This window comes from Falsirhodobacter sp. 20TX0035 (assembly GCF_028307215.1).
Lineage (GTDB): Bacteria > Pseudomonadota > Alphaproteobacteria > Rhodobacterales > Rhodobacteraceae > Falsirhodobacter.
On the sequence record NZ_JAQMHV010000009.1, the window covers coordinates 105334 to 118811 of the forward strand.

Here is a 13478-nt window from a genome sequence, read left to right on the forward strand (position 1 = left end):
GGTGTCCCTAACGGTTCAGGCGGCGGTCTGCCGCGATGGCAAGCAGAAAGACGACGACCCCCGCAACCGAGGTCATGAGCCCGGCCGGCACCACCAGCGGGGCAAGGGCGGCGCGACCTGCCGTGTCGGCCAGCAGCAGGATGCCGCCGCCCAGGATCATGCCGGTGACCAGCACCTCCGTCGGGGCATCGCCGACCAGCCGCCGCGCGACGTAGCCTGCTATTAGCCCGAGGAACGAGATGGGACCGCAGACCACCACCACCGGCGCCGACAGCGCCGCCGCCAGCAGCACCAGCGCAGGCAGCAGGCGGCGGGTGTCCACCCCCACTCCGCGAGCGGCGTCATGCCCCAGTAGCAGCGGTGCCAGATGCCGCGACAGCGCCAGCAGCAGCGGCACTGTGACCAGAGCCCAGACCGCGATCAGGCGCAGGTCGCCCGCCGACACGCCGGCAAGGCTGCCCCGTGACCACACGGCCAGTCGGGCAAACCGCGTGGCGTCGCCCGAGGTCATCACGATCTCGGTGACCGATCCCAGCACGATGTTGACGGCAAGGCCGACCAGCACGATCCCGCCCCCCGCCAGCGTTCCGCGCCCGAGGCCCAGGACCAGCACAGACACCGCCAATGCGCCCCCCAGCCCGACCCAGACCAGCGCCCCCGATCCAAGTCCGAACACGAGCCCGCCGATCAGGATCGCCACGACCGATCCCTGAGACAGGCCCAAAAGGCCCGGATCGGCGAGCCCGTTGCGCGACACGGTCTGAAGGATGATCCCCGAGGCCGCCGTCATCGCCCCGCCCAGCAAGGCGACAAGGATGCGGGGGCGGCGCAGGTCCCCGATCAGCCCCTCGCCGCGCAGGGCGGACAGGCGTTCGGTGGCGGTGGTGGGCGTGGCACCCGCGCCTATGGCGATCCAGACCAGCGCCGCAACCGCCGCCAGAAGTACCGGCAGTGCCCACAGGAACCGGCGTGACACCTGCGCCGAGAAGGGTCCGGTCCGGAGGATCATGCGCGCCCCCTGCGCACCAGCGCCAGCACCATCACAAGGAAGATCGCCCCGCCCGACAGGCCCATGACCGTGCCCACATGCAGCACGCGCGGGGCCAGCGCCACCCGTGCCAGAATGTCGGCCAGCATCAGCAGGCACGGCCCCGTCAGCGCGACGGCGACCAACGTCGCGCGGCCCGTTTCGCCCATCGCAAGCTTCACCAGATGCGGCACGACAAGCCCGATGAACCCGATCGGTCCGACCACGACCACCGCCGCCACCGCCAGCAGCACCGCCAGCGCCAGCGCCAATCCCTGCAACAGCGCGGTGTTAACTCCCAGCAGACGGGCCTGATCTTCGCCCGTGGTCAGCAGGTCGAGCTGTGGGCACAGGATCAGGGCGATTGCCAGCGCCACTGCCACGACCGGCAACACCACCGGCAGGGCCAGATAGTCGAAGTTCCCGATATCGCCCACCAGCCACCCCATCAGATCGCCGAACAGATCGGGATCCAGCGAAATGACGAAGGTGGACACCGAACTGCACAGGATCCCGATCATCGAGCCTGCGAGCACCAGATCCAGCCGCCTGTCGCCCTGCCCCGCGATCAGCCGCGAGGCCAGCAGCGTCGCTCCCATTGCCGCCGTGCCGCCGATCAGCGCGGGGAACAGGAGCGTGCCGCCCGACATCCCGAAGAACATCGCCAGCACCACCGCCACCGTCGCCCCCGCGTTGATCCCGAGGGTGGAGGGGGAGACGAGGACATTCTGCATCACCTTCTGGAGCACCAGCCCCGCCACCGCCAGCGCCGCGCCCACGGTGCAGGCTACGGCGACGCGCGGCAGACGCTGTTGCAGGATGATCGTGTCGGTGAAGTCCCGCGGCGGCCCGGTCAGCGCCTCCAGCACCCGTGCGGGCGGGATCCACAGCGCCCCGAACGCCACCTGAATCAGCGCGAGCACAGCCAGCAGAACGACCAGAACACCCAGCCTCATCGGTCCACCGGCAAGTGGATCACCGCGCCCTGTATTCTGACGCCGTGGGTGCGCACGCCGAAGACGCGGTGGATCGCGGCTTCGGTCAGCACCCCAGCCGGAGTGCCAACCCCCACCATCCGCCCGTCCTGCATCAGCGCGATCCGGTCGGCATAGATCGAGGCTTGCGTGAAATCATGCAGCACCGCCACCACCGCCCGCCCGTCGCGTGCCGCTCGCTTCGCCCGCCGCAGCAGCCCGTATTGGTGGCGCAGGTCGAGAAAGGTCGTCGGCTCGTCCAGCAGCAGCACCTCGCCGCCCTGCGCCAGCACCATCGCCATCCGCATGCGCTGCACCTGCCCGCCCGACAGCTCCCCCATCCGGCGAAGGGCGAGGTCGGCGACCTCCATCTCGGCCAGCGCGGCATCGATGACGTCGTCGTCGGCGGCGCTGCGGCGGTTCAGGAACCCCTGATGACAGTGCCGCCCCATCGCCACCATGTCGCGCGCCACCATCGCCTGCGGCACGCCGGACCCTTGCGTCAGCAGCGCGACATGCCGTGCGAAGCGGCGGCGGGAGAAGGTCGCGATATCCCGCCCCATCACCCGCACCGTGCCGGAGGCGGGGCGCTCCAGTCCCGCCATCAGCCGCATGAGGGTGCTCTTCCCGCTGCCGTTCGGGCCGACGACGGCCACGAACTCCCCCGCGGCGACGGACAGCGACACCCCGTGCAACACGGGCCTTGCGCCATAGCCGAAGCTGGCCGAACATACCTCCAACGGGTGCATCAGAAACGATAGTCCAGCTTGGCCATCACCGAACGCGGTGCGCCGGGATCGTTCTCGTTCTCGCCCGCCGTGGTGGCGATGTAGTCCTCGTCCGTCACGTTGCGGATCATGACCGAAATTTCCGCCCGGTCCGACACTGGAAAGGCGGCCATCGTGTCCAGACGGGTGTAACTTTCCACCTCGAAACTGTTGTCGAGATCGCCCTTCCGGTCGCCCACATGCACGATGCCCGCGCCCAGCGTGATGTCCGACGGCAGCGTGTAGGTCGTCCAGAGGCTGGCGGTGACATTCGCTACGCCCGCCAGCCGGTTGCCCTCGATCTCCGTCTCGTCCCGGGTCACCTCGCTGTGCAGCACGCCCGCTGAAGCGCGGATCGCCCATGCGTCGGTGACATTGCCGATCAGGTCCGCCTCGATCCCCCGCACCCGCTGTTCGCCGGTCAGGATGCTGAAATCGCTGTCGAAGGGATCGCTCGTCGCCACGTTCGTCTTGGTGATCTGATAGGCCGAAATCGTCGCGGTCAGGTCCGGGCGGATGTCCCATTTCGCGCCGATCTCGAATTGCTCGCCCTCCTCGGCGTCCAGCGGGTCCCGGTTGCGGTCCGTGCCCGATTGCGGCTGGAAGCTCTGCGCCCAGCTTGCATAGAGCGACAGGTCATCACGCGGCTGCCAGACAAGGCCCACGCGGCCCGTCACCGCCTCTTCGCCGACCTTCGTCAGCTCGTCGTCGAAATGGTTGGCGTTCGTCGTATCATAGGTGTCGTAGCGCAGCCCCACCAGCGCCTTCCATTGCGGCGAGAAGGTGATCTGGTCCTGCACATAGGCCGACCGCGCCAGCACCCGTTCGTCGTAGCTGGCGTTCGGGGTGACGGGCGGACGGGCCGCGCCGTGGACGGGATCGTAGACATCGATGGGTGCGATGTTGGCGCGGCCGCTGTCGAATTCCATCCGCCCGTCCGTGAACTCCACCCCCGTCAGGACGGTGTGGTCGACGGTGCCCGTGGCAAAGCGCAACTCCGCCTCCAGCCGCGCGTCGAGGTTGCTCGTATCCTCCGTCCGGTCGGTGTAGCGGCGCGACAGGGTCGTGCCCTCCACCCCGCGATTGTCGATGCCGGTGTCATGCACGAAGGCGTTGTCATAGGACAGCCAGCCGCGCAGCGTGACGGCGGCGTTCAGGTCGTGTTCGGCCCCCAGGGTGGCGCGGGTCTTGCGGGCGTCGATCATCGACCACTCCTCGCCCAGCCACGTGTCATAGGGTTCCAGCACCTCGCCGTCGGGCATCAGCGGCACGCCCCGGTCGAAGGGCTGCTTCATGTGGGTGTAATCGAGGCCGAAGGTCAGGCGCGTTGTGTCCGTCGGCTCCCAAGCGAGAGAGCCGCCCGCGAATTGCCGTTCGCTTTTCGGGCGCCCGTTGAGGAAGCCGTCCTCGGTCTGTGCCGCCCCCGTGATGCGGCCCGACAGGGTTCCGGCGGCGTTCAGCGCGCCCGTCGCCGTCCCCTCGGCCCGAGCGAAACCGTAGCTGCCGCCTTGCAGCGTGACCGACCCGCCCGGCACCGGATCGGGCTGGCGGGTCACGAGGTTGATGATCCCGCCGGGACTGCCCCGCCCGTAAAGCACCGAGGCGGGGCCTTTCAGGACCTCCACGCGTTCAACGCTGGCAAGATCCGCCATCACTTCGGGCCGGTCGCTAGCGGCGTTGGCGACGGTGCCGTCGATGGCATAGGCGTCCGCCTCGAACCCGCGCAGAAGATAGCTTTCGCCGCGATTGGCGGAGGTCGACTGCTCCGTCAGGCTCGGCACGCCTTCCAGCGCGGCGGTCAGGCTCGTGACCTGCCGCTGCTCGATCTCCTCTCGGCCCACGACGGCCACGGTCTGTGGGATGTCGCGCAGAGGCGTGTCGGTGCGCGTGGCGGTCATGGCACCCGTGGCGCGCAGGCCCGTCGCACCTTGGACGATGATGGGATCAAGAACGGTCACGTCACCGGTTTCCGCTCTCTGATCCGGCCGCACGATGGCATAGCTGCCCGGACCAACCATCCGCCATGTCAGGCCCGTGCCGGACAGTGCGGCGGCCAGCGCCGCCTCCACATCCGCAAGCCCGGAGGCGCCCGCCGTCTGCTGCCCCGCAACCAAGGTCGAGGGCGCGATGATCTGCACTCCGGCCTGTCCTCCGATCGCCGTCAGCGCCGGACCGAGGGCACCTGCGGGCACGCTCAGCGCCTGTGCCTGAACCGGACCGGCAAAGGCGGTGGCCAGCGCGCCGGCGGCCATCAGATGTCGGATCATTGTCGTCTCCATGTCCCTTTTTGAAGAAGACGTGCGGGGGCGATGATCCCTCACCCCCCAAAGCGATAATTTTTGTCGGGTATCAGGTGGACAGAACCGTCAGCCACGGCAGGTCGTGGCGGGTGATCGGCAGCGCGGCGACCAGCGCGTCCAGCGCCGCCTCGGGCCGGGTCGCATCGAAGGTGCCCGTGACCGCCATGTCGCGATGGTCGCCGCGCAGGATGATCCGCCCACCGCGCCAGCGTTCGAGGTCCGCCACCACCTGCCGCAGCGGGCGGTCGTGGAACACCAGCCGGTCGGACGTCCACGCCGTCTCCGTCTCGCTGAGGGGGGCGACATGCAGGGCGTCGTCCAGCGACACCTCCTGCCCCGCCGCCAGCGCGATCGTCGAGCGTTGCAGAGGATGCAGGCGCACCTCTCCGGCATGGCAGGCGACGGTGGCTTGACCGTCCCACAGATGGATCGTCACCTCCGCCGCGCGGGCGGCGATGCGGCAGCGTGGGGCGATGATCTGGTATTCGGTGGCCCCCACGCGCAGGCGGGCGCGTCCGGCGCGGACATGGACGTGGCGCACGGGCGCATCCAGGTTGGCGCGGCTCGCGGCATCCAGCAGCAGGTCCGCGCCGTCCGGCAGGGGCAGGCGGGCTAAGCGGGCCGCGGGCGTCGCGAAATCCGATCGCGGCCAGACCAATGCCGCCCCCGCCGAGGCCGCGACGAGCCCGCCGCCGCCCATGGCAAGGACGCGGCGGCGGGACAGACGCGCGGGTCCGACGGCGGCGACATCGCGCAGATCGCCAAGCTCTCCCCACATCTCCTCGACCGCGCGAAAGGCGGCGGCATGGCCGGGGTCGGCCAGCCAGCGGCAATGGGCCTCCCGCTCCGCCCCGGTGCAGTGGGGGGAGCGGAGGCGCACGAACCGGGCGCAGGCGTCGTCGCGCAGGCTCACGCGTCGTCCTCGACGGCGGCGCGGCAGCGGATCAGGGCCTTTACCAGCAGCTTTTCCACCGCGCTGATGCTGATGCCCATGCGGAGGGCGATTTCGGCATGGCCGAGGTTCTCGAACCGCGCCAGCACGAAGGCCTCACGCTGGCGAGCGGGCAAGGTTTCCACAGCTGCGCGCAGAAGGCACAGCTTGCGCGCGGCGTCGATCCGGCGTTCCACCGACGGTCGTGCATCGGCCACATCGCCGGTCAGGGCATCAGTCCGGCCCGCCCGCCGGTGTCGGTCGATGACAAGGCGCTGCGCCGCCCGCACCAGATAGGCGCGGGGGCGCAGGATTTCCGTCGTTGGAGGCAGGCGCGCAAGGCGCAGATACAGTTCGTGCAGCACATCCTCGGCATCCACCGCCACCGTCCGCCGCAGACGCGACAGGAGCCGGGGGTAGATGCGGACGACGAGATCGGCCAAGGGATGGATGTCCTGCATGAGCTACCGCGATCAGACGTGTGCAATGGCTCGGCGGACGCCTGGCGGTGGGCGCTGGTTATCCTGTCGGGCACGAGATGTCACGTCCGACGTCGGTCACGAGACATACCGGCGACAAAGGCTCCCGATATGGAGTCGATCGTCAGCAGATGCCATTGCATGCCATCATCACATCCGCTCTCCTCCGGAATCCATCGGCCGACGAATCGCGAACGTCCGGCGATCGACAGGAGCCGCCTCATGCAATCGCTCGCCCCACCTTCGTCCGAGAGACGCATCGGCGTCATCTCGGACACCCACGGCCTGCTGCGCCCCGAGGCGCTGAGGGCCCTCGAAGGCGTCGACCGCATCCTGCACGCGGGCGAAGTGGGCGATCCCGACCATCTCGACGTGCTGGCGCGCATCGCCCCCGTGTCGGCGATCCGCGGGAACATCGACCGGGGCCCCTGGGCGGAGGCCTTGCCGGAAACGGCTACCCTCGCGATCGGAGGTATGCGCATCCACTTGATCCATGACCGGAAGACCCTGCGGGCGGATCCGGACGCGGAAGGATGGGATGTCGTGATCTCCGGCCACTCCCACAAGCCAGGCATCGAGGAGACCGGAAGCGTTCTCTGGCTGAACCCGGGTGCCGCCGGCCCGCGCCGCTTCCGTCTGCCGGTCACGCTGGCCTTCCTTTGGAGGGGAGCCGACCGCCCCCATGCGGTAATCCACCCCCTCCCTGTCTGACCTGCGCCGACGTGACGACTGCAGAGATCCGGATGCAACGATGCCCGTGCATGTCATCCCCATGCCCCTTTCCTGGATCCACGGAAACACCGGGTTTCCGGCGTGCCCCAAGGTCCAAGGCTCTCCATCCACGTGCCTCCGCAGGTATTCCCCGGTGCGAACGATATGTAGTTCTCATGCCCTGAGAAAAGCGGAGAGCCTCGTGGAGACGCGGGAACGCGGGAGGCACCCAACCCCGTCCAGCCGCAGAGATAGCCCTCAGGCACGCTCTGCGTCGCCCCCGGGTGATCGGTGCCTGGGCGGGGCTTTCGCAGACGATGGCACCACGGGCAGCGGCGTAACCGGCGTAACCGGCGTAACCCGGATGTAACGTCCTCGGTTACGCACAAGCCCATGGTAAGCCTATGAGAATATGTATCTGTATCTATATAACGTATAATACAGGTATAGACATAGAGAGAGTCATCCTCCTATCCCATGAGAGACATTCACCCCCATAAACACATTCATCCCCGGTTACATCGTTACATCGGTTACACCCCCTCATTCTCGCAATGAGAACAATGCCTTGCATGTAACCGCAACTGTGACGAGCCACGTTACATAGGGGAGGTTTCGGGTCGTTCGACCCGCCGGAGGGGCCTGAAGCGGGCACGGGCCGCGACATGGGCCACATTTCACCCCATTTCGGTGATCCCAGGTTGTTGGGAAGGGACCGCACTCTGCGAAAATGCCCCCGGCGGACTTCGATCGGGCACGGGAAACGGCATCCGGAGCACACCGGACTCATTCGGCCCACCGTTCCCCCGCCCCCGCCCTTGCAACCCCCTGTCTTTCATCGTCATCATCGCGGGATGGGAAGACGACAACGTGAGGGGCGATGGGCTGGTTTAACGACGGAGCGGGTTCGAAACACGCGACAACGATGCAAGAAGCACCCGGGACATCGACTAGGGCCGCATCGTCCACTCCGCGTCCTTCCGCAGGCTTTAGGGCAAGACGCAGATCCTGAGCCTCGGCGACAGCGACTTCTACCGCACGCGCCTGACCCATTCGCTCGAGGTCGCCCAGATCGCGACGGGGCTCGTGCGCCAGCTCGCGAAGACCTTCCCGGATCATGGGGCGGTTCTCCATCTGCCCTGCCAGAGCATGATCCTCGCGATCAGTAGCACCCATGATCTTGGGCATCCGCCGTTCGGGCATGGTGGCGAGGTGGCGCTGAACTACTGCATGCGCGACCATGGCAGGTTCGAGGGCAACGGCCAGACCCTCTTGATCCTGACCCGGCTCGAGACGTTGTCGAAAGATGCCAGCGCCAATCTCACTCGGAGATCGCTCCTCGGGACCTTGAAATACCCCGCCCCCCCTGCCCTCCTTGCCCGTCAGCCCTCCCCGGCATCCCTTTCCACGCGCGATGATGGCGTCGCGGCCGGTTACCTCGGCGTTCTGAAGTAATCGTGGCGACGCCCTGCCCGGGTCCGGACTAAAGTTGGAACAGAGATATTATCGCCACCAACATGTGCGCCAAACACATCCCCGCGCAGGGCATCGTCAGGGAGACGCACCCCGATGGCTTGGTGACCATCGACGCCAGGCTGTCCCACACGGTAACGGGCGACCGGTCGCGAGCAACGTCCGTCCCGCAGCGTCGACCGACCGTAAACAATTCGGTTTGGTGTGGCCGCCATCGAAGCTGCCCACCGCGGTGGATATGCTCGGGGTCTCTGCTAACGTCGGCCGCTTAAAATCACGCCTGAAGCCGGACACGTGCCCACTGGCAGGTGTACCTAAGCTTGGCCTCTTGTCCACCGCGGTGGACAGCAGATTGTGAAGGTGCCTCCCGGCCGGCTCGAGCGTGGCCTAGTTTATCCCGACCACGGTCTCGTGCCGTATGACGGTCACCTCGGCGCGCAACAAGAAGCGTGGAAGTGTGCATGCGCGTCTGCTAGGATGGGTAGCTACGGCGTGACCTGGCGCAGCTATTCCATGTTTCTCGCCGTGCTTCGCACGCTCGCGCGGCCACGGTCCACCGCGGTGGACGCAACCCCGGCGTTCTCTTGCCAACTTCGGGGGCTTCAGTTGCAATAGGGCGCATCGCATCTCCCGGAGTATCTGCAACGAGCTGTGTCGGGTGAATGGTGACCCTGCAACCTGTCCACCGCGGTGGACAGCCCGTCACGTCCTGCGACGGCCGGGAAGCCCTCGGGTGCCGAATCGACCACACGGAGCGATGCGACTGCACCGCGGCGCTCAACGAACAACCGGTTCCGGATGCGAACGGCGAACGCAGCTTTAGCCGATGGCGGGCATGGGGCCCGCCCGCAGGTCATGGCGGTCCATCCGGGCAATCTGGCGCCGTCGTGGAGGCTCATGTCCGGGCACGTGAGAGTTTCATCAGAATCCTCGCCGGGTCGAAGTCTGCTCGGCGGCTTCCCAACGTGACGGAGCGGTAATAGGCACCGTAATTGGTAATCCTGCAACCCATCTGCAGGACGAGCAGGACGGTCAGCGCGGCCGCGATCCTTCCGTTCCTCTCGGCCGCTTCGCGGATCACGTCCGTGCCGATCCCGATCATGGGCCCGAGCATCATCGCCAGGCGCTCCATTTCGGTCCAGCTCGCCGGGGGCTCCTGGGCAAAGCTCATCGCCTCGGTGCAGCATGCGCTCGTCATTCTCAGCAGCTTCGCCGCGTCCGCTTGCGGCTCGTCGACGGGGCGGGCGCAGTCAGAGTCAGGATGTTCAGTTTCAGATCTTGATTGGTGGCGGACATTCTGGCCGCCAGTGACGGTCGGGGAAGGTGCTTGAGGCTCATGCGAATGGCACGCGCCGTCCTCTGGAACAGTTTCGTCCTGCCATGCCCGTTCCGGAGGGGCATGGCAGGACGGTTCCAATGCGGCCAGGAGATCCACCACGGTGGACAGATGGTCCTCCAGGGCGAGGAGGGGGAGGTTCCTGCGGCGGAGGATCTTTCGGAACTCGGCCGTGTCGACGCCACTCTCGAGCTTGTCGAGCCGGTGGAGCCGACCCAGAATGACGGTTCGCAGATACTTTCGACGGTTTTCCTCCGCCGCCTGTTTCTCAGCCAGGTCGGACCAGTCCGTTGCACGTTCGAACATCGGCGACAGGTCGAAACCGTAGGCGACGGTCTCGCCCGTCACCGCGTCGCGCATCGCATAACGCTTGCCGTTGGGACTGTCGTTGCGGCAGAGGATGCCGGCGTCCTGGAGCTGCTCGACGTGCCGCCTGACGGTGCGCTCGGATCCACCCGAACGAAGGCGCAGGAGCGTGGCAGTCGAGGCGAAGCAGACCATGCCCTTTTCGGGGCGGACACAGGAGATCATCGCGCGCAGCGTCGCGAGGACGCTCGCCGTCAGCCCGAACGTGGGCGCGATGGATGCCAGGCTGCGGTAGACCGTCTTCAGGTCGAGCGGGCGGGAGGCGGACAAAGCTCCATCGGTCGCCGGGGCGAGGCCCGGCGCTGTTGCGTGTCGAAATGCCATGGTTCTTTCGCGTCGGGCGACCGTCAGCCCATGCGTCACCAGTACCTGCCTCGGATCTCACTGATTCGTGGGCAAAGTTTCACCGTCAACCGGATCGGTTGTGCTTGACGGCCTTTCGAAGAAGCGGTAGATCTGTAGGTGCAAAACGACAGATCAGGGCTCTCCAGAGGTGACTTTGGGGGGCTCTTTTCGTTTACGGTCTCCTATGCGCTCCTTTCTTTGCTGATCATGTTGCGGGGAGGGGAAGGGGCCTCAGCCCTTTCCCCGGCTTTCCTGCCAGCGCTCATGCAGAACCCGGACGGCTTCGTCCGCGTTCTCCTCGAGCCACTGACCGAAATCTGGGGCCACGTTGCGCGATACCTCGAGTGACACGGCCTTGGCGCTCGCCTTATAATGACCGATCTTGTGTCCGCCGAAGGCCAGGTCCCCCTTCCTTCCCCCGCGCGGGGACGTGGTGCCGTTGTGCTGTCCACCGCGGTGGACAGCCTCGAAGCCGGTGGTGTGTTGCATTTCTGCAACAGTATTAGCCTGACGGGTGGCGGCGGCAAGCACCAGTTCGAAGCGGTCGGCGCTCGCCGGCGCGGCGGCCAGTGCCTCCGAGTGCTCCTCGACGATGCCGGTCAGATCGACACCGTGGATCCTTACCGTGTCGGCAAGCTCCGTCCACTTCCGCCGGCCGATACTGTGGGCCGCGCCGATCGCCATAACGACCTCCATGGGTATCGCCGGCATCACCACCTCGTAGGTGCTGACGGATTGCTTGGACACCCCGAGGGCATCCATGATGGTCTCGGTCGGGTAGGAGGCCGCCCGCATCGCCTGCACGAAGACCGCCTTCTCGATGAAGGAGGGATCGAGCCGGAGGTTGTTTTCCTGCCCCTGGGCGAGAACCGCTTCCTTGTCGCCGAGGGTCCGGACTATGGCCTTGACTGTTCCGCCCGCCAGCCTGACGGCGGCGAGGCGACGGCGCCCGTAGACGACGCGGAAGCGGCCGGGGGTAGGGGAGGGGCGGACGAGAATCGGAACCTGCTGGCCGTGCTGGCGGATGCTCGCCGCGAGCTCGGCTATGCCGTGGGCGGTGTGCGCCAGGCGATCCTGGAGCCCGTCCTGATCGATCAGGTCCGGGTCGATCTCGCGGACGGCGTTCGTGGCGAGCCTGTCCAGGCCGTCGCGCAGACCGCTCACGGACGGGGCCGACCCCATCTTCCGGATCGATGCCGGAGAGGCGGGAATGTCGGCCTGCTGCTTTGTCAGCTTCTCGAGGATGTTGCGACCCATCAGCGCCCCCACGCGGCCTGGATGACCGCTTCGATCTCAGCCGACACGTCGTTCACGCTTCCGATGGCCCGATCGAGCGTGGAGCGGACGAAGTCCTTCGGATCGACCTCGTAGATCGTCTGGTGCGTCATGCCGGCGTCCGAGATGGCTGTCGACTTCAGCATTGGGTTCGTCAGGACCCTGTCTTTCAGGATGGCCCGCAGGTAGCCCTCGGTCTGGCGCTGCGGCCCGTCATTGGGCTCGTAGCGTGTGACGAGGAACTTGACGAAGCTGTAGGCGACCTCCGTCTCGGTGTAATCGGCCACGGCGTCGAGCGTTTCGGACACCAGCTTCAGGAATTGGCTCATCGAGGCGATATCGAGCATGCCCGGGACGACCGTGACGACCAGGCCGGTCGAGGCGGTCAGCGCCGAGAGGGTCGTGAACCCGAGCTGTGGCGGGCAGTCGATGACGACGACGTCGTAGTCGGCCTCCACGGACTTGAGCGCGTCGTCCAGGCGCTTGGCGAAGATGGTATGACGGGGGTCCCGGAAGCTGTGGGCCGTCTCCGTCTCGTATTCGGTCAACATCAACCCCGCAGGCGCGAGATCGAGGTTGTGGAAGTAGGTCTTCTGGATGATGTCCCGGAGCGGGACGGGTGCGTTGCTCTCTTCCCCGGGGCCGGCGTCGAAGTTCTCGTAGCGCAGTGCATCGTAGATCGTTCCCCCCTCGTTGAACTCGAGCTCTGGACGATAGCCGAAGAGCGTGGTCAGGCTGGCCTGCGGGTCCAGGTCGACGCTGAGGACGCGATATCCCTTCAGCGCCAGCCTCTGGGCCAGCAGGATCGCGGTGGTCGTCTTCGAGGACCCGCCCTTGAAGTTGACACAGCTGATGACCTGCAACCTGTCCCCGTCACGGCGTCCGGGGCGGAAGACATCCTTGGCCTTCCCGCGGGTCGTTTCACAGAGGGCCTTCCGGATCGCGTCGATCTCCTCGGCCGAATAGGACCTGTGACCGCGCGCATCGGCCTCGACTTCCGGGATGGTCTTGTTCTTGTGCCGATTCCGGAGCATGTCGGGGGTAACTCCGAGTAGCTCGCAGGTTTCCGACACGGAGAACTTCCTGAGGACCTTCGTTCCCCCGGGCTGATGGACTTCCTTGAACTGCACGTCGAGTGCCTTGGCCAGAGTCTCGGCACATCGGCCAAGTTCGGAACTGCTGACCACTTCCCACCGGTTGTCAATCTTGTTCATACTGGCCCCGCGGCCCAATTATTCAGGCTAATTCTGCTCGATTACGATGATGAGGCCGCATCGCGCCACCCACCGTAATGCGGTGTTGCCATGCAATTTCCGTTCAGGCAATTAGAATCTGACACAGTAGTCCGTTTTGTCGAGCTAGACGGCGATCCGGTCGATCGCTTGACCCTCCTGATCCCGCGCCTGGATCCGGATGTCTGAATAGCCCCATGTTTCGTGGACGCCTTCTTCGCTAACTTTGAGGCAAGGAGGCCATGATGGGCACGGGCAATTT

Annotated in this window: 11 protein-coding genes; 2 read left to right on the plus strand and 9 right to left on the minus strand. The window is 66.5% G+C overall.

Annotated features, from left to right (window positions below; all coding sequences use genetic code 11):
- Nucleotides 1–7: 7 nt before the first annotated feature.
- The 6 genes from PIJ50_RS11365 to PIJ50_RS11390 all read right to left on the minus strand — a co-directional run bounded on the left by PIJ50_RS11365 (nt 8) and on the right by PIJ50_RS11390 (nt 6442).
- Nucleotides 8–1009: a FecCD family ABC transporter permease gene (locus PIJ50_RS11365; RefSeq protein WP_271975345.1), complete on the minus strand. Its 1002-nt coding sequence runs from the start codon at nt 1007–1009 to the stop codon at nt 8–10.
- Entirely contained in the window at nt 1006–1983 is a 978-nt protein-coding gene (locus tag PIJ50_RS11370; RefSeq protein ID WP_271975347.1) for a FecCD family ABC transporter permease, read from the minus strand. Before PIJ50_RS11370 ends, PIJ50_RS11365 begins: the two co-directional genes overlap by 4 nt.
- Complete coding sequence (locus PIJ50_RS11375; RefSeq protein ID WP_271975349.1) at nt 1980–2750, minus strand: ABC transporter ATP-binding protein; 771 nt, start codon at nt 2748–2750, stop codon at nt 1980–1982. Before PIJ50_RS11375 ends, PIJ50_RS11370 begins: the two co-directional genes overlap by 4 nt.
- Entirely contained in the window at nt 2750–5035 is a 2286-nt protein-coding gene (locus PIJ50_RS11380; protein WP_271975351.1) for a TonB-dependent siderophore receptor, read from the minus strand. The genes PIJ50_RS11375 and PIJ50_RS11380 overlap by 1 nt, the downstream gene beginning before the upstream one ends.
- 82 nt (nt 5036–5117) lie before the next feature.
- Complete coding sequence (locus PIJ50_RS11385; RefSeq protein WP_271975353.1) at nt 5118–5981, minus strand: FecR family protein; 864 nt, start codon at nt 5979–5981, stop codon at nt 5118–5120.
- Nucleotides 5978–6442, minus strand: coding sequence for an RNA polymerase sigma factor (locus tag PIJ50_RS11390; protein ID WP_271975355.1), 465 nt, complete (start codon nt 6440–6442; stop codon nt 5978–5980). Before PIJ50_RS11390 ends, PIJ50_RS11385 begins: the two co-directional genes overlap by 4 nt.
- A gap of 258 nt (nt 6443–6700) precedes the next feature.
- On the opposite strand from PIJ50_RS11390, the gene PIJ50_RS11395 reads away from it, so the two are divergent.
- On the plus strand, nt 6701–7189 hold the full coding sequence (locus tag PIJ50_RS11395) for a metallophosphoesterase family protein (RefSeq protein WP_271975356.1): 489 nt from the start codon (nt 6701–6703) through the stop codon (nt 7187–7189).
- A 1044-nt stretch (nt 7190–8233) separates the two neighbouring features.
- Nucleotides 8234–8644, plus strand: coding sequence for an HD domain-containing protein (locus PIJ50_RS11400; protein ID WP_271975371.1), 411 nt, complete (start codon nt 8234–8236; stop codon nt 8642–8644).
- Nucleotides 8645–9557: 913 nt separating this feature from the next.
- Here the strand turns inward: PIJ50_RS11400 and repC are convergent.
- From repC to repA, 3 genes are all read right to left on the minus strand, one after another.
- A complete protein-coding gene (gene repC / locus PIJ50_RS11405) occupies nt 9558–10688 on the minus strand; it encodes a plasmid replication protein RepC (protein WP_271975358.1) in 1131 nt (376 codons plus the stop codon).
- 252 nt (nt 10689–10940) lie between these two features.
- The gene (repB, locus tag PIJ50_RS11410) at nt 10941–11966 is read right to left on the minus strand and encodes a plasmid partitioning protein RepB (protein WP_271975359.1); all 1026 of its coding nucleotides are present in this window, start codon (nt 11964–11966) and stop codon (nt 10941–10943) included.
- The gene (gene repA, locus PIJ50_RS11415) at nt 11966–13198 is read right to left on the minus strand and encodes a plasmid partitioning protein RepA (RefSeq protein WP_271975360.1); all 1233 of its coding nucleotides are present in this window, start codon (nt 13196–13198) and stop codon (nt 11966–11968) included. Before repA ends, repB begins: the two co-directional genes overlap by 1 nt.
- Between the last annotated feature and the right edge of the window lie 280 nt (nt 13199–13478).